The organism is Microbulbifer sp. ABE4_465, from assembly GCF_056160765.1.
The window spans coordinates 24,778-43,740 of the sequence record NZ_JBSWXV010000007.1 but is presented as its reverse complement, the minus strand read 5'-3'; the positions used below and the strand labels follow the sequence as shown (position 1 = coordinate 43,740).

The window sequence follows — 18,963 nt, the reverse complement described above, 5'->3', positions numbered from 1 at the left end:
GCTGTAAGCACGATATTTTGAAGCAATTTTCCCGGCCATCAGGACGATGACCGACAGCTACCGCAAGGAAAGAGGTATTCCATGGAATTCAATGAGTTTTCCAGATCATCCCTGGCCAATGCCATTAGTCAGCACGGTCGCCGGCTCAGCAGCCTGCACCGCACCCTGGAAAAACGTGTACTACTGGATGCCTCGGTAGCTGCGGATGTCAGTCAGACGGTAAGTCCTGGCGATGCCGATACGGCGGACGGGAATGACATAACCCTGCGCAGCGACACACACAAAGACAAGCAGGAAAACAGCCAGCAGAGTTTTGCCGAGCAAATGTCTGCCGGACTATTAAACGCATCGCACGCGGCGAAAACCGAGCTGGTCGTCATCGATCTGCGACTCGACGATGCGCAAGCGCTGGTAGACGACCTGGTGCAGCAGTCTTCGGAGGTGAACACCCACGGCGACGCGATGCAGCTCACCATTGGCGAACGCAGTGTGACACTACTGACGCTCGGCGCCAGCAACACCCTGCAGACGGTCTCCGACCTGATCCAGCAAAGCGGCCAGACATTTGATGCCATTCACCTGATCTCCCATGGCGGTGCCGGCGGCATTGATGTCGGCGCGGACACCCTGTCGCTCGCCTCGCTGTCTGATACCGACTCCGAGGCCACTTACGAGCGCGCGCCTGAACAAGCAGGCAACAACCACCGCGCGCAATTACAGAGCTGGTCCAGCAGCTTGAGTAGCGGTGCCGATATCCTGCTGTACGGATGTAATACCGGCTACAGCCTGACTGGGGAAAAATTTATCGCGCAGATCGCGGATCTCACCGGTGCCGATGTCGCCGCCTCGGACGATGCCACCGGCAGTGCATTGCGTGGCGGTGACTGGGAACTGGAGCAGAACCGGGGAGATGTGGAAACCGATATTATTTTTTCCAAGCTGCTTCAAGGTTCTTGGGAAGGGCTGATGGTTGCCACCCCCACCGCCACGGTGGACGGGCCCAGTGAGGACTTTATCAACGAGTCCACCGATATGACATTCACCTTCGACAATGCCGGCGATACCACCGGTTACGGTCCGTTTATGGACATTGTCGTCGGACCCGGCCTCGAGGTTGATAATGTCAGTGGGCTGCTCGGTGCCAAGGTAGAAACCTACACCTATGAAAACGGCCAGTGGGTAGACAGTGGCGGTAATCCGGTGGACTACCACCCCTACGATTTCAATCAGACCGGGGATATTTCACTGCCCCCCGGTGAGGAGGGCGCGACCTGGTATGCAATCCAGCTGCCCTTCGGTTCGTTTACCCCGGACCAGCCCGCCTACGAACTCGATGTTTCCCTGCTGATTGATGAGGCTGCCGGCGCTATGGTGGGCGTGCCGATTCCAATTTATGTCCGCCCGGGATTTGCCTACGGCAACGACCCGCTCAATAACCCGGACACAGATCAGGCGATCGTGGCTCTGCCCATCGAAACCCAGATTACCCCCACGGTAATGCTGGTGGACAAAGTGGCGGTGGATGGCGACGGGGACAACGCATCGATCGGCGACGATGGCGAAACCGTTACCGGCCCCAGTGAGCCTGTCACCTGGCGAGTAAATGTGGACATCGCCAATATGTCCCCGGTGCAAAACCTCGTCGTCACCGAACAGATTCCGGAAAATTTCTACTACCAACCGGGGACCGTTAGCGTCGGTGGCGCAGTCGGCAGCACCCTGGTCGAAGGTACCGACTATACAATCTCGGAACCGCCGGTAGGGGCGCAGGTAGGTTCGGAACTGGTTGTCACATTTCTGACGCCCGTTGAGGGCACCCTGGCGGACAACGATATTGTTATCACCTATTCCGGTTACGTGCCGGAGGTGGATGCCAACGGCAATCCGATTGTGGTCAATGATGCGGCAGACGATGTGGTACTCAATACCGCATCCGCCACCGGTGTGTACGACAGCATGAATATCAGTGGCAGCGACGATGCACAGATCGTTGCCACCGCCAGCGCTCTGCAAAAAAATGTTTCCCTGGTGAACGACACGGGCACACCGGGCTATACCCCGGGGGATACGATCGAGTACACCCTGACCATGCAGGTCTCCGACTATATGTCGCTGGACAATCTGTCGGTAAGTGACCTGGTTGGCGACGGTATTGAAGTGGACCCCGCCTCTATTTCCATAAGCCTGTCACTCAATGGCAGCAATTTTGGCCCGTCGCCGGTGGCTGCGGGCAACTCCTCGGTCGTGATCAACGGTGATGGTTCCACCACTGTGGACGTGAATATTTCCCAGCAACTGATCGACCAGGGCCTCACCGATGGCAGCCTCGACGGCGATCTATTTGCCGATGGCGTCACCCAGGGTACTACCACCATCACCATCACCTATGAAGCGGTCATTCGCGAACAGTACGTGGGTCCCGGTGGCTCGGTCGATGCGCTGGATGTAATCGGCAACCAGGCAACACTCACCGCGACAGCGGTTTCCGCCAATGGTGAGACGGTAGAAAACAGCAGCAGCGAAGAAATCGTTATCCAGAGCGCAAACTCCAGTAAATCGGTATTCGCGGTCAATGACAGTACTGACCCAGCGGATCTCAATGACATCAGTGTGGGCGATACCGTTACTTTTGCCCTGGAAATCGACCTTGGTACCATCGACTTTGAAGGAATCAGTGTAACCGACTACCTGCCACTGCCTGTGTTTCTGGCACAGGCACCAACCTTCATCGATACCGGTAACGGCGCCAGTATTCCCGGGGTCAACGAGTGGGGGTTTGGCCCCAACACGGACTTCGGTAACTGGCCGCCCGGCTATCTCGACGGCTCCCGCACCACCACCAGCGCCGACACCGGCAACAATTCCATTACCTGGGATTTCGATCCTTCCAGTCTGGACAACTCCAATGGCGGCACCGTCCAGCTGCTATTCACCGTACAGGTACAGGATCAGCCCTTCACCGACGGTCTGTCGCTGACCAATGTTTCCTCCATTGCCATCACCAACACCAACGGCACCACGGTGCTGGATCCGGATGCGGTGCAGCTGGAGGTGTTGTCGCCGGAGCTGAGCCTTACCAAAGGCGTTGTCTCCACCAACAACAGCAATGGTGTGTTTGATCCGGACCCGAACGCGCCGGTGGATTTCGCCGAGCCCGGTACTGCTACAGCACCACCCTGGACTGGAGGGCTGATCACCAGTGATAACCTCGGCGCGATTCCTATCGACTCCAACCTCAGTGAGGTAGATGCCGGCGACCTGGTGCGCTTTGCCATCACCGTGGAAAATACCGGCGGCTCCGATGCGTTCAATATTGCAATCAGCGATATTCTTCCTCCCGGTTTCGACTACCCCGGTGGCAACGCGGCCGACCTTAATCTGCAGGTGTACACCGGTAGCGGGACTGCCCTCACGTTTAGCGGGGATCTGTTTGGCAGTGGCATCGTCATCGACGATCCTTCATCGACCGAGGGCGCACTAAACCAGGGTCGGGACCCGGACGCGAGCAATACCGCCGACGGCAGCAATATTATTGTTATTACTTATGACTTACAGGCCGTCAGCGATGTCCAGTCTAATCAGGAAATTATAAACACCGCCACGCTTGAAGCTTACGGTGGCGTGGATGAGGGCAACGATTACACCGAGGGTAACTCAAACGCCAACTGGCAGGACGATGCTGCGGTTACTATCCGTGCAAATACGGTGAGCAAATCACTGGATGGCACCAGCATTAATTCAGCAAACAATCTTGACGATGAGGCGGTTATCGGTGAAACCGCCGAATATACCCTCACCCTGACAATCGCCGAAGGTGAAACACCCAGCGCTTCGATACTGGACACCCTGGATCTGGGGCTGGAATTTCTCAATATCGTTTCGGTAAGCGCGTCAGGAGACATCCAGAATGGCAGCGGCGATCCCTGGAGTCAGAGTGACCTGATCGTTAACGAAAACGGCCAGCAGATTACCTTCGATCTCGGCGACCTTACCAACGTCAATCGGGATAACAGTAGCAGCGAAACCATCACCATCACCTACGAGGTGCTGGTACAAAATATTATTGAAAACCAGAGTGGCGACACGCTGAATAACCGCGCGGAATTTTCCTGGGACAGCACCGCTGATGGGGATGATAACCCCACTGTACAAGCGACTGCTTCGGCGGAAAATATTACGGTAATCGAACCGCAACTTCAGGTCGAAAAGACCTTTTCATCGGCGTCTTCGCGCATCGATGCGAATGACCAGATCGATTACACCGTGGTCATTTCCCACGCCAGCACCTCGGAAACCGATGCATGGGACGCGACCTTTACCGATACGCTGCCGTCTGAGCTGGGCGGCGTTACCCTGGTGAGCGCGACACTGGATGGGGTGGATGTATTTAACCGGTTCGTGGTGAACGGAAATACCATCTCCATGGCGACGAACCAGACCTTTGACCTGTTAATGGGACAAACCCTGACCCTGCAATTCTCCGCAACGGTGGACGCGTTTATTGTTCCCGGCACCACCATCACCAACGTCGCTTTTGCCGAGTGGACCAGCATCGATGGACAGGACCCGAATGAGCGCACCGGCGTTGACGGTTTGGGTAATCTAAACGACTACCGCGCAATCGGCTCCAATTCGTTCACCACAACATCCATTCTGGCCGAGGGAAAGCAGGTCACCAGCAGCTCGATAGAGGATCCGTTTAACGGCCTCACCGAAGTAGTCATTGGGGAAACCGCCAGCTATGAATCCGATTTCAATATTCCGGAAGGCGAGGTCCCTCTGGCCACCATTACCGACCTGCTGCCACCGGGACTGGAATTTGTCAGTCTCGACCAGGTGATTGTCGGCAGCAATATTACCTCCGACCTTCCGGGAGACCTGACGGATCCCGCTACCCTGAACCCTCCGCCCGAAGGTACCACCGGGGAAATTACCTTTTCCCTCGGCAACCTGACCAACAGTAATGCGAGTAACGACCCGGGTGCCAACACCATCGCCCTGCAGTATACGGTCAGAGTATTGAATGTCGCCAGCAATCAGGACGGAACGGTCCTGACCAACACCGCCACCTTTATCTGGGATTCCAATGACAACGGTGAGATCGACCCTGACGATCAGGCGGTTTCCCAGACCGCCGACATTACCGTGATCGAGCCTCGGTTACTGATCGATAAATCCGCGACCCCCAGTACGGGAGACAACGACGACCCAATCACCTACACCATCGTGATGGAAAACCCTGATGACGGCAGCAGCACTACCGCCTACGATGTTTCCTTCACAGATCAACTGCCGGACGAATTCGTAATTACAGGTTTCAGTGCAACGCTGGAACTGGCCGGCGGCAGCTCCGATGTCACCAACTTTTTCGTTCATGACGATGTAAATAATCGACTGTTAATCGATCCGCAATCGGAGCTGGATATTCTCCCCGGAACCACCGTGACTCTGACCATCACGGGCACACTCGCCAACACCATCGCGGGTGGAGAAATTTTCAATGACACCGACCTCCGCTGGAGCAGCCTGGATGCGGACGGCCCTGATGGGGACGCCGGCGAGCGCGATGGGAGTGACGGCGAGGGCAATGGGCTCAACAATTACGCCGTCAGTGATGACACCGTTATCACGGTAAATTCTCCCACCGTGGAAAAAGTGCTGGTTTCTACCTCGCAGAATGACGACCTCAATAGTGATAGCGAGGCCACCATCGGCGAAGTGGTTACCTTTTCGGTGACCGTTGCACTGCCCGAAGCCTCCATTACCGGGCGCATTACCGATGTCTATGGCCCAGGTTTCGAGTTCGTGGATCTGGTCAGCATTGTCGCCAGCGATCCGGATGCCGTGTCGATCGATTTGAATCAGGTCACCATGGTCAACGATGCCGCCAACAACACGCTAATCGTGGACTTCGGTACCGTGGAGAACACCGACACGGATAACAGCACCGTAGAAACCATTACGTTCACCTATCGCCTGCGCGTCACCGATATCCCCACCAATGTTCAGGGCACCACTCTCCCCAACGATGTGGAGCTGCAATTCGTTACCGACAATGAAGGCACCCTTGATGGCAGCGCCACTGCCAGTGCATCCGTCGATGTAGTGGAACCGCTGCTGATGATCGACAAGCAACTGCTGACCAGCCCCCCCCTGACACTGGGAGGGCCGGCACAGTACCAGATCACCGTGGAACTGGACCCGAATAGCGGCGCCGATGCGTACGACGTGGTCATTCGCGATACGCTTCCGCCCTTTATCGCTTCGGTAGACAATGTACAGATTGATGTGACCGGCGGCTCGCCGACGATTGTGGATAACTCCGCGGCGAACCTGCTGTCGATCAGTATCAGTGAAATCGACAGCACCACCACCGTCACCATCACCATCGATGCACGGGTAACCACCGATCCCGCAGCCATAGGTCAGACCACCACCAATACCACCGTTGCAGATTACACGTCACTGGATACACCCGAAGGCGGTAACGACAGCGATATCGAGCGTGAGTACAACGTCAGCGACCAGGTCTCCGCCGATATCGAAGCGGTCGACCTGTTCGTCACGAAAGACGACGGCGGAATCGATGCCGATAACCCCGCCGCACCCGGCGACACTGTTACCTACACCATCAATTACGGCAACCGCGGCAATCTCCCGGCCACGGGAGTGGTGATCACTGAAAGCCTGCCGGAATATGTCACCTATGACCCGTCTCTCAACCCGGGTTGGGTCCTGAACGGCGACACGCTGACGTTTGACGTTGGGAATCTTGCCGCCGGCGAGAACGGCTCCGTCAGTCTGGTAGTTACCATCATCGATCCGGTTCCGGCCGGTATTGAACAGACGAGCAATACCGTTTCCATCGACGGCGACGAAAGCAACGGATCCGACCCGACGCCCGATGACAATACCGATACGGATATCACCCCCATCGACGCAGCCCCGGACTATGTCGCGGTAAAAACCAACGACTTCACCAGCCCGGTGCAACCCGGTGATCCGGTGAGCTGGACAATCGAAATTAGTAACCAGGGCAACCAGGATGGCACCGGTGTTCTGGTCACCGATACCCTGCCCGACACCAGCCTGTTTACCAACTTCACCGCCAGCAACGGCGGTGTCATTGATTTGAACGCCGGCACCGTAACCTGGGACATCGGTGACCTCGCCGCCGGTGATTCCGTCACCCTGACACTCAGCGCCGAAGTGGTGGACTCGGTGCCGGTTACCATTCCCACGCAAACCAATACGGTGACCGTGGATGACGATGGCAACAACGGTCCGGATCCCACGCCGGACAACAATACCGATAATGCCGAGTTCGATATCACCTATGTGGATCTGTCCATCGACAAAGACGATGGCGGCGTTTCTGTGGAACCGGGTGATACGCTGGTATACACCCTGACTTACGCCAACAACGGCACCCAGGAAGCGACCGGTGTAGTCATTACCGAGACACTCCCCGACTACACTACATTCGATGCCACAAACTCGGACCCGCGCTGGGTGCAGAATGGCAATACCCTGACTCTGGATCTGGGTACCCTCGCTGCGGGAGAAACGGGCAGTGTCGACTTTGCCGTGATCTTCGACGACCCGATTCCATCGACGGTGACGCAAACCAGCAACAGCACCAGTATCGAAGATGATGGCGGCAACGGCCCCGACCAGAATCCCGACAATAATACCGACGATGAGGTAACCCCCATTGGCGCCATGCCCGACTATGTCGCAGTAAAAACCAACGACTTCACCAGCCCGGTGCAACCTGGCGACAGCGTTAGCTGGACAATCGAAATCAGTAACCAGGGCAATCAGGATGGTACCGGTGTAGTGGTTACCGATACTCTGCCCGATACCAGCCTGCTCACCAATTTCACCGCCAGCAACGGCGGTGTGATTGATCTGAATGCCGGCACCGTAACCTGGGACATCGGTGACCTCGCCGCCGGTGATTCTATCACCCTGACACTCAGCGCCGATGTGGTGGACTCGGTGCCGGTTACCATTCCCACGCAAACCAATACGGTGTCTGTAGACGACGATGGCAACAACGGTCCGGATCCCACGCCGGACAACAATACCGATAATGCCGAGTTCGATATCACCTATGTGGAGTTGTCCATCGACAAAGACGATGGCGGGGCTACCGCAGAGCCGGGTGATACGCTGGTATACACCCTGACTTACGCCAACAACGGTACGCAGGAAGCGACCGGTGTAGTCATTACCGAAACGCTGCCGGAGTACTCGACCTTCGATGCCGCCAACTCGGATCCCCGCTGGGTGCAGAACGGCAATATCCTGACCCTCGACCTCGGCACTCTCGCCGCCGGCGAAACCGGCAGTGTCGACTTTGCCGTGATCTTTAACGATCCGATTCCAACCGGCGTGGTAGAAACCAGCAATACCGCCAGCATCGATGACAATGGCGAAAACGGCCCCGATCAGAATACGGATGACAATACGGACAACGAAGTAACCCCGATCGCCGCAGCCCCGGACTACGTGGCCGTCAAAATCAATGACTTCATCAGCCCCGCACACCCCGGCGACCTGGTGAGCTGGACGATCGAAATTACTAACCAAGGCAACCAGGACGGTACCGGTGTAATGGTCACCGATACGCTACCTGACACTCAATATTTTCTGGTGTTCTCTGCCAGTAATGACGGTGTCGTCGATCGCGCAGCGGGAACTGTAACCTGGGATATTGGTGAACTGGAGGCGGGGGAAACCGTCACACTTACGTTGTCGACGGTGGTAATTCGGGAGCTTCCTGTAACTGATGGAGAGGCTGTCCCAACCCAGACCAATACCGTAACGGTAAACGATGATGGCGCCAATGGACCTGACCCCTCACCGGCAAACAATACAGACACCGCTGAATTCGACATTACTTATGTAGATGTAGCAATCAATAAAGCGGTCAATGATGAAGACGGCGTCGTGTTCCCCGGTGATGTTGTTACCTACACCATTCAATACGCCAATTTAGGAACGGAAGTTGCCACAGGAGTGGCCATAAACGAAACCATTCCGGGAGGAACTACCTTTGATCCAAGTAACTCCACACCGGGGTGGTCTCGCATCGGTGACGAGCTATTTTTCGATGTCGGAGTGCTTTCTCCAGGGGAGACCGGGTCAATTCAGTTTGCGGTAATCATTCCAGATCCGCTACCGTCCGGCCTGCAATCCTTTACCAACATTGCAAATATACAGGACGATGGAAAAAGTGGCCCAGATCAGGACATCAGAAACAATACTACTCTTGACCGTGATGATCCGTTTGTTGTCATACTCGCAGCGCCGGACTATCAAATCGACAAGATCGAGAATTTTGAAGACCCGGCAAACCCTGGCGATACCATCAGCTGGACCATCGTCGCGAGCAATGTGGGGAATCAAAACGGCACCGGCGTGGTGGTTACGGACCAGTTGCCAGATCAGTCGCTATTCACCGACTTCGTGGCCAGTGACGGTGGAATCGTCGATACGCAAGCGGGCACCGTGACCTGGAATATTGGCAATCTCGATGCCGGTGACAGTGTCAGTCTTACACTGACCACAACGGTTCAGGATCAGGTTCCCGCAACTGTCGGCGCACAGACCAATATCGTGACCATCACCGACGACGGGTCAAATGGTGCAGACCCCGACCCATCGAACAACTCCGACAGCGAGACATTTGAAATCGAGTTTGTCGACCTGTTTATCGACAAGGATGACAAAGACGTCGAGCCCCGCCCGACGGAATCCATCGTCTATACGCTCTCTTATGGCAACCGCGGCAACGCCACTTCGACGGGCGTGGTGATCACGGAAACCCTGCCACCCAACTCTACCTTTGATGCGGCCAACTCAACCCCGGGCTGGGTCCGTTCCGGTGATACCTACACCTTTGATGTGGGAACGCTCGCACCCGGCGAGCAGGGCAGTATCACCTTTGCCGTCACCGTGAATTACCCGCTGGATGCCACAATCCAGCAGACGGAAAACACGGCCACTATCGGCGACGATGGCAACCACGGCCGGGATCAGAATCCGGACGACAATATCGATACGGACCAGACAGAAATCGAGAACGACACCAACGTCGACAACATCACCCTTTCTCAGCTGTATCCGGAATATATCTACCCGCCGCGGGAGTGGCAGCGACAGGCACCAGAGCTGCACGGCCGCCTGATCTCCAAAGAAACGGAAAATGTTTCAAGCAACCTGCAGGGTGGGCGCAGTGGCGATCACTACGACCCGGCATTTGGCTCGGTCGAAGGGCGCTACTACCCCAACGACTGGTCGAGGGTATTTGGCAATGATCTGAGTATCGATACCAGCACCCCGGAGGATTCACACAAATCCAGCCCGCTACAAATGCACCGCGATTTCGCGGGCTTCCGGGACAACTCCATTTTTGGTGATTTCCAGCGGCCTGCAGCCAGTCCAGAACTGCCGGCAGGCGCGCCGTACTGGACACCGGAAGTGGAGCCTCTGCCATCTCCGTTACAGTCCTCACCCTCTGGGGACGAGCCCCTGAATCTGAACGGGGAGCGCAGTCAGTTGCAACAACAACTGGATGAGATCGGCCGGGAAATGCGTGAATCCCGTGTTTCGCCATTGCTCGCGGCGCTGGCGCAACAGGTCGCCGAAGAGTCTGGTGAGCCACAACGTAGCGAATAGCAGCTGTAAACTGCGCAGGCGCTATTTATCGCAATATTGGGAGCAGGTTGGGTATCATGCCTCGAGATTCAGAATTCGAGAGGCCCCCCTTGCTCCCAATGGTCCGCGCCAGCGCGCTCACCGGTTATAAGTCTCTGCTTGGCAGTTTCGGCGTCGATGCCGGGGCACTGCTGCAACGCCTTGCGCTGCCTGCGGATTATCTGGATCGTCCGGACCTGATGATCCCGATGGAGAGCAAGGTTGAACTGCTGGAACTGGGGGCTCAATTGAGTGGCTGCCCGCACTTCGGCCTCAAGCTGGCCCAACAGCAGAGTATTGCCGCCCTCGGCACCATCGGCCTGCTGCTGCAACAGTGCCCGACCCTGCGCGATGCCATGGAGACGATCACCTCCTCCATTGGACAGACGGCCCAGGGGCTGAAGGTATGGCTGGAGGAGTCGGCGGATACCGCCTACCTGTGTTCACGCTACGAGTTCGCCGGTCCTTCCGCCGCTTCCCGCCAGCACAGTGACAATCTGGTGGCCAGCGGATTTAATCTGATCCGCTTTCTTCTCGCCGAGCCCGTCGCCCTGCGCTCGGTCCAGCTGTGCGGTACAGCCCCGACAGGGAGCGCAGGACTCGCACCCTACCGTGAACTGTTCCAGTGCCCGGTGCAATTCGGGCAGGAGCACAACGGGATCGCGTTTGCCAGGGAACTGCTGCAGCGCCCCGTTGCCGGTGCAAACCCGGAAATGCTCGGCCTGATCAATGATTTTCTGAAGAAAAAGCAACTGGATGACTTCCAGGAACAGTTACTCTGGACCATTACCAACCTGTTGCCACGAGGGCCAGTGACCCTGGAAAAGGTCGCCGACAGCGCGAACATGGCACCGCGCACGCTGCAGCTGCGTCTCAACCAGCAGGGCACCAGTTTTCAGCAACTACTGGACCGCACCCGCGTGGAGCAGGTGTGTACCTACTTACTGGAAGGCAGCCGCTCACTGACCGAGATCGCGGAACTGGTGGGCTACAGTCAGCTCAGTGCACTGACCCGTGCCTTCAAGCGCATCATGGGCGCCAGCCCCAGAGCCTGGCTGCACCAAAGGTCCGACTAAACAGTCAGCGAGGCTCGAGGTTGCGCGATCTGTCAATTTGCCGACGCCTTCGGTCAACTCTCTTCCGGGGAAAACCCGTATCCTGTGCAAAACTGACCAGCATCTATCCCGGAACACCGCCCCAGGTATCACCGGAAACACAGTTAGGTAAGCGATGATGAATACCCAGACCCTGACCAGCGAAGGCGCCCAAACCGCAACCCTGGAAAACCTGCTGGCCAACCAGCGCCAGGCCTACCTGGCCAACCCCGCCCCCAACTACCAGCAGCGGGTTGAAGACCTGAAATCCCTGGCCCGGATGATCCGCGACCATCAGGACGAACTGGTGCAGGCGGTAAGCAGCGACTACGGTAACCGCTCTCATCATGAGACCCTGTTCGCAGAAATCTTTCCCGCGCTGGATGGTATCAAGGACACCATCAAGCGCCTGAAGAAGTGGATGAAGCCCCAGCGACGCCATATCGACATCACCGCGTTTCCGACCTCATCGACCAAGGTCATTCCGCAGCCACTGGGTGTAGTGGGCGTGATCGTGCCGTGGAATTTTCCGATCAACCTGTCCTTCGGGCCGCTGATCAATATCTTTGCCGCCGGCAACCGCGCCATGGTGAAAATGTCGGAAAACTCCCGCAACCTCACTGCATTGCTGCAACGTATCAGCAGCGACTATTTCCCCCAGGATAAACTGGTATTTCTCGAGGAGACCGGCGGCGTCGGCATAGAGTTCTCCACCCTCAAATTCGACCACCTGATCTTTACCGGTTCCGGAGCAACCGGGCGCAAGGTTATGGCCGCAGCGGCAGCAAATCTGACCCCGGTTACCCTGGAGCTTGGCGGCAAATCCCCGGCGATCGTCGGTCCCGACTACGACACCGATACCGCCGTAGAGCGGGTTCTGTTCTGGAAGCTGTTCAATGCCGGACAGATCTGCACGACGGTAGACTACCTGTTACTGCCGGAAGACAAGGTCGATGCGTTTGTGGAAAAAGCGAAACGCGTTTTCAAAAAGCGCTATCCGGATATTCAGCACCCGGACTACACCTCGGTAATCGACGATCGATCCTTCCAGCGTATCTGGAGCACCCTTGACGATGCGCTGGCGAAAGGCGCGACCGCAATCGACCTGACCGACGGACAGGGTGACCGCAACGACACCCTGAAAAAATTCCCCGCGCACCTTCTGGTCAATGTCAGTGAAGACATGGACGTAATGCAGCGGGAAATTTTCGGCCCGTTACTGCCGATCAAGACTTACAAAAACCGCGAAGAAGTGGCCAGCTACATCAATAGCGGCGACCGTCCGCTGGCGATCTACCCATTCACCAAAGACAAGGAACTGCGGGACTATTACATTGATCACGTGATGTCCGGAGGAGTCAGCGTGAATAACGCCGTACTGCACGTTGGCCAGCACGATATTCCTTTCGGTGGTGTGGGCGAAAGTGGCATGGGCCACTACCACGGCTACGAAGGTTTCCTGACCTTCTCCAAACTGCGCCCGGTGTTCTATCAGGGCCCGCTGGATCCACTGAAATTGCTGATGCCACCTTACGGCAATCTGGCGAATAAAATGATGAAGCTGATGCTGCGTTTAACCAAGTAACGCAAGCACCTGATTTTCCACGTATTGCGAAGGGAATAAATTTCACCTTCGCAATACGGTTTCAATATCTCTCCCTCCAAGCCCGCCCCCTCAAACCCGAAACAAAATTGCGATAAAACCGTAATTTTTGGTAGGGTATTTCCAGAGCTTAGCCAGTCTGGCGCTCTTTTTTCTGGATTTCATTTAAGAAAACTTCCAGCACCATTGCGGCGATGCAATATCACCGTGCACTCTGGGCAATGACGCCCGCTATTCAATCGCGCAATCCAGCTCGGATTCTTACGGAACGCGCGCGATCACAAGGAGAACAATATGCCTGCACCAAAACGCAGCAACCATCACCATTCTGACGCACAAGCTTTTCCATGCACCCTGCCCGGCCGCAAGTTGCTCACCGTAGCCATCGCACTCGCCGGCACACTCACCGCCAGCGGCGCCTTCTCCCAGCAATCCGTTCTCGAAGAAGTCACCGTCACCGCACAAAAGCGCGAACAGTCCCTGCAGGACGTGTCCGTTGCGGTGAGCGCCTTTTCCGGTGATGCCATCGAAAAAATGGGCTTCGAGGAAGGGCTGGATATTACCCAGCAAGTGCCGAACATGAATTTCTTCGCCATCTTCGGCGAAGCGTCCAGCCCCTCCGTCAGCCTGCGTGGCATCAGTCTGGTGAATTTCTCCGACTCCTGGGAATCTCCGGTTTCCATCTATGTTGATGATGTCTATCGCGGCAACCCCGCGGGTTCCGCCATTCAACTGTTTGACCTGGAGCGCGTGGAAGTGCTGCGCGGCCCCCAGGGTACCCTGTACGGCCGCAATACCACCGGTGGTCTGGTGCACTATGTATCGCGCAAACCCACTGAAACGCTGGAGGCGACCGCGAGCGCCAGCTATGGCAGCTATTCCGAACGTATCCTCGAAGGTACTGTGAGTGGCCCACTGCACCGAAATATCCGCGGACGGGTCGCCGTCAAAAGCACACACAATGACGGCTGGCAAACCAATGTGGTAACTGGAGAGAAACTCAACGACACCGACAGCTACGGTTACCGTACACAGCTTGAGATCGACCTCGCGGATCACAGTAGCCTGCTGTTAAACCTTCACGGCAGCAGTGCTGATCAGCAATCTGTTGGGTTTGCCCATCTGGGATATCTGGAATCGCCGGACGCTGGCGCTGCAACCTGCTCTATCGTGCGCATTCAAAACGGAAAGTGCTTCAGCGCGAACCCGGGATTGGGAGGAATCTCGGGAGAACAGGCGGTAGACGGGAACTTCGGACCCGAATATGTCGCCAGTGGCGCCGCCGATGGACTGACAACCAGAATCGACACCTTCGGTACATCCGCCACACTCATCCACGACTTTGAAGGGTTTACCCTCACCTCGATTACCGCCTACGAAGAGTTGGACAAGCTGCTGCAGGATGATGGTGACGGCCTCCCCGCAGTTTGGTTTGACGAACAGTACGCAGTAGATGCGGAGCAATATACACAAGAAGTCCGGCTGAATGGTGTAACCCAGAACAGCAACTGGGTAGCCGGGGCTTATTACTACAAGGATGACCGAGGTCTGAATACCCAGGCACCGACAACAGCGGACGGTTTGTGGCACCAGGAAATTGTCACCCTCGACAGCACCTCCTGGGCTCTGTTCGGACAGGTTGAATACGATCTCAGCAGCACCTTCACACTGGTGAGCGGCTTGCGCTATACCGAAGAACAGCGCGATTTTTCACAGGATGTCGGCCCCAGCTTTTACGCCGATGCCGTGGATACACAAAAGAACCTGAGTGACCAGGCCACCACCGGCCGCATCGGCCTCGACTGGCGTCCGTCCGAGAAGACACTGGCCTACGCCAGCTATTCTACCGGCTTTAAAAGCGGTGGCTTTTCTGGCAGCTACAACCGCAACGATCTCGCCACCGATCCCGTCGGCGCAGAGACCATCGATAATTTCGAGCTGGGCCTGAAAACCACCATTGCCGATGTCTACCGATTGAACGCCGCCGCCTTCCACTATTCGGTACAGGACTTTCAGGCGCAGGTATTTATCAGCGTCGCCGAGGGCAGTGTCATCACCAACGCTGGTGATGTCACTGGTAGCGGTGCGGAACTGGAGCTGACCGCGCCGATTACCGAAAACTTTGAAGTGATTGCCGGGGCAGGCTGGCTCAGTACCGAGTTTGATTCCGAACAGTCCTTCGTCGTCGCCGCAGATACTTACACCCTCGACGGCAACGAACTTCCCTCCGCGCCGGGTTTCACCTACAACCTGGTCGCACGCTACTACCAGAGCCTGGGCAGCAACGGCGAGCTCGTATTCCAGGGCGATTATGCATGGCAGGATGATCACTACCTGCAGGTAGAAAACGACCCCTATTCCATGCAGTCCGCCTATGGCCTCGCAAACGCCAAGGTCAGCTGGCATTCACCTTCCGATGTATATAGCGTGGAAGCTTTCGCCCGTAATCTCACCAACGAAGAGTATTTTACTTACCAGAATACGCTCGGGGCAGACTGGGGTTACGGGGTATGGGGACAACCCCGTACCGCGGGGCTGCGGTTTAACTGGAAAATGTAAAGCAGAGCCCGAAGGCCGCTCGAATTGCGAGCGGCCTACCCCTCACAGATACCGCTGACTGGTACGCTCATACTCCGAATTTCGCTTCAACAACGATTTTATTGACGGTAAAATTTTCAGCCTTCCTGTTTCGCACATTTTCAAAGGATCTGAAAGTGAGTACCGTATACCTCTGCAACAAAAGCCTCAGCTCGCCCGCCCTTCAACAGGCATGTAGCGTTAACATCCAGCAGCTCACCGAACTGCACTGCCCCACGCCCAAATTTGCCAAAGCCAACACCCCGTACCTGTTAAATGGCCACAGCGACGCTCAGGGCAAGCGAATCCAAACGCTACTGGCACCAAAGCACATATCCCAGCCCGTTACCGAGCTGTCGCTAACCTTTGGTGAAGATAATACACTGGCGATAGCAGCCATGATGGAGCAACTCAAGGATTACAATATCGCCCTGGCTGGCGCTTCGACTAGTGTCTACGGCGAGCGAATCAGTACTTTTGCCAAATCGGTAAAGGAGTACCAGGTAGCGCTACTCACCTATCGGGATGCCAAGCAGAGCAAAGCGGGTAACCAGGCCCAGCTGAAACAGAGCGCGCACGCCGCCTTCAACCGGATGCAGACACAGTTTCGCGCGGAATTACATGTAGTAACCAGCCATATTCGCTCACGCCGTGGCACACCGCTGACCAGTGCCGAGCGCGGCACCAATATCGCTCGCAGCAGCCGGAATGTGGCGAAATTGCAGCTGAGTAGTGAAATTGAGGCACACAGGTTAGTCAAACTTAGTCAACACACCAAACTATTGGGTAATGGCTTGGCCGTGATTGATTTTGGGTCCCGCGTTGGTAAGGTCCACAATAGCTATCAGGCTGGGGGGCATTGGGAGCGAGACCTTTTCGTCGAATCGAGCAGCTTCGCTGCGAGTGCTATAACAGGAGTAGCTACAGCTAAGGCTGGTGCCGCAGCACTTGGGCTCCTTATGATTGCGACACCCGTCGGCTGGGTGGGGTTGATAGTCGGCGGCGTTGCCGTTGTGGCAGTATCTGCAGGATCGTCAATGGCGATGAATAGTCTCGTTCAAGAAAGCGGCGGAAGCTGGTACGACTTTATTATGGAGGCCCTAAAATAGTCATGAGTACATTTTCGGCATTACTCGGAATCGCTTTCATCCCAGGCTTCATCAGCTGTATTCTTTTTGTGATTTTCGGACAAGTAACCGGGCGAAAGCTGAGAAAAAATCCAGATCTTCAGCAGCATTTAGGCATGGAATTTATGAGCGGCTGGAACATTATCAACATCGCCCAAGCTCTCGCAACACCAAGAAAAATACACAAAATTCTAGAAAATAGCCCCGTCTCTTTTCTCCACGCCAACTCCGAGCTATTGAACAAACATACAAACCGGTTCGATAAGATTTTGGCAATTTCTTTTTTTTGGCCCTTCATGATTTCTGGCCTCAGCATGGCATTGTTAGCGCTACTTAAAAGCATTGGTTTTTTTGCTAATTAGGTTTTTCAGTACCAGAGAAAACTAAGCCATATCCAATGCACTCAGTGCTTCTGACAGGCTTTTCACCGCTATCACCTGCATCCCCTCAATATCGGTTTTTAACCGATTGGCTGCCGGAACAATAGCTTTTCGGAAGCCATGTTTGGCCGCTTCTCTCAGCCGTTCCTGACCAGAAGGTACCGGGCGAATTTCACCAGCCAGACCTACCTCGCCAAATATCATCAGATCCCGGTCCAGGGTGCGATTGCGGAAGCTGGACACCACGGCCATCAGCAGGGTCAGATCGGCACTGGTCTCCATCACCTTTACACCGCCCACCACATTGATAAACACATCCTGATCGCCCACAAGGACACCGCCGTGGCGGTGCAGCACTGCGAGCAGCATATTCAGGCGGTTTTGATCTAGCCCCACCGCAACGCGTCGCGGGTTGCCGAGGCTGCTGTCGTCCACCAATGCCTGCAGTTCTACCAGTAGCGGGCGAGTACCTTCCCAGACGGAAGTCACCACCGAACCCGCAGCGATTTCATCGGCGCGCTGCAGGAAGATCGCAGAGGGGTTGGAGACTTCCTTGAGACCCTGTTCGGTCATCGCAAACACCCCCAGCTCGTTGACCGCGCCAAAGCGGTTTTTGTGTGCGCGCAGGGTGCGGAAGCGGGAGTCGTGGGTGCCTTCGAGCATGATGGAGCAGTCGATGATGTGCTCGAGCACTTTTGGCCCTGCGAGGGTGCCGTCTTTGGTGACATGGCCCACCAGGATCAATGCGGTTCCTGTCTGCTTGGCGAAGCGCGTCAGATACGCCGCGCTCTCGCGCACCTGCGCCACGGAGCCGGGCGCGGACTGTACTTCGGCCATATGCATGACCTGAATGGAATCCACCACCATCACCTTGGGCTTCACCTCACCGGCGGTGAGACAGATCTGCTCGACGTTGGTTTCGGACAACATCTGCAGATGATCTGCCGGCAGCCCCAAACGCTTCGCGCGCATGGCTACCTGTTGCAGGGACTCTTCACCGGTCACATACAGTGCCGACAGCTTTTGCGAGAGATGACAAAGGGTCTGCAGCAGTACCGTGGACTTGCCCGCGCCGGGATGTCCGCCAATCAGCACCACCGAACCCGGCACCAGCCCACCGCCCAGTACCCGATCCAGTTCACTGGCATTGGTGGGAATCCGGGGCAGTTCACTGAGATCAATCTCGGAAAGCTTCTGTACCTTGCCCTGCCCCGCGGCACCCGCGTAGCCCGCCTGTGCGTCGGTAAAATTCGCCGCACGGCTATCGGTATGCGCAGGCCCCAGCCGCACTTCACTCAGACTGTTCCAGGCCCCACAGGCATTACACTGCCCCGCCCATTTGGTGTAGTCGGCTCCGCAGTCATTACAGACAAACGCAGTTTTGGATTTTTTGGCCAAGGGTTTCTCTCTGTACCGGATATCCCAAGATATCTACTGGTAGCAAGTAGCACTTGGGTTTGAAATTAAGCCTTGATCGG

General features: G+C 56.1%; 7 protein-coding genes. 6 read left to right on the top strand and 1 reads right to left on the bottom strand.

Annotated elements, in window-relative coordinates; translation table 11 throughout:
• Nucleotides 1–81 precede the first annotated feature (81 nt).
• The 6 genes from ACXAG1_RS12265 to ACXAG1_RS12240 all read left to right on the top strand — a co-directional run bounded on the left by ACXAG1_RS12265 (nt 82) and on the right by ACXAG1_RS12240 (nt 17,467).
• Complete coding sequence (locus ACXAG1_RS12265; protein ID WP_475119840.1) at nt 82–10,686, top strand: isopeptide-forming domain-containing fimbrial protein; 10,605 nt, start codon at nt 82–84, stop codon at nt 10,684–10,686.
• A 98-nt stretch (nt 10,687–10,784) separates the two neighbouring features.
• Nucleotides 10,785–11,780 carry an AraC family transcriptional regulator gene (locus tag ACXAG1_RS12260; RefSeq protein ID WP_475093897.1) on the top strand — a complete coding sequence of 332 codons (996 nt, stop codon included), beginning with the start codon at nt 10,785–10,787 and terminating at the stop codon, nt 11,778–11,780.
• 157 nt (nt 11,781–11,937) lie between these two features.
• Nucleotides 11,938–13,383, top strand: a complete 1,446-nt coding sequence (locus ACXAG1_RS12255) for a coniferyl aldehyde dehydrogenase (RefSeq protein WP_475090846.1) — start codon at nt 11,938–11,940, stop codon at nt 13,381–13,383.
• A 312-nt stretch (nt 13,384–13,695) separates the two neighbouring features.
• Nucleotides 13,696–15,960 carry a TonB-dependent receptor gene (locus ACXAG1_RS12250; RefSeq protein ID WP_475090847.1) on the top strand — a complete coding sequence of 755 codons (2,265 nt, stop codon included), beginning with the start codon at nt 13,696–13,698 and terminating at the stop codon, nt 15,958–15,960.
• Between the two features lie 101 nt (nt 15,961–16,061).
• Nucleotides 16,062–17,087, top strand: coding sequence for a hypothetical protein (locus ACXAG1_RS12245; RefSeq protein WP_475119839.1), 1,026 nt, complete (start codon nt 16,062–16,064; stop codon nt 17,085–17,087).
• 2 nt (nt 17,088–17,089) lie between these two features.
• Nucleotides 17,090–17,467 carry a hypothetical protein gene (locus ACXAG1_RS12240; protein ID WP_475119838.1) on the top strand — a complete coding sequence of 126 codons (378 nt, stop codon included), beginning with the start codon at nt 17,090–17,092 and terminating at the stop codon, nt 17,465–17,467.
• A 21-nt stretch (nt 17,468–17,488) separates the two neighbouring features.
• On the opposite strand, the gene radA is transcribed toward ACXAG1_RS12240, so the two are convergent.
• Nucleotides 17,489–18,883, bottom strand: coding sequence for a DNA repair protein RadA (gene radA, locus ACXAG1_RS12235; RefSeq protein ID WP_475119837.1), 1,395 nt, complete (start codon nt 18,881–18,883; stop codon nt 17,489–17,491).
• Nucleotides 18,884–18,963: the final 80 nt, after the last annotated feature.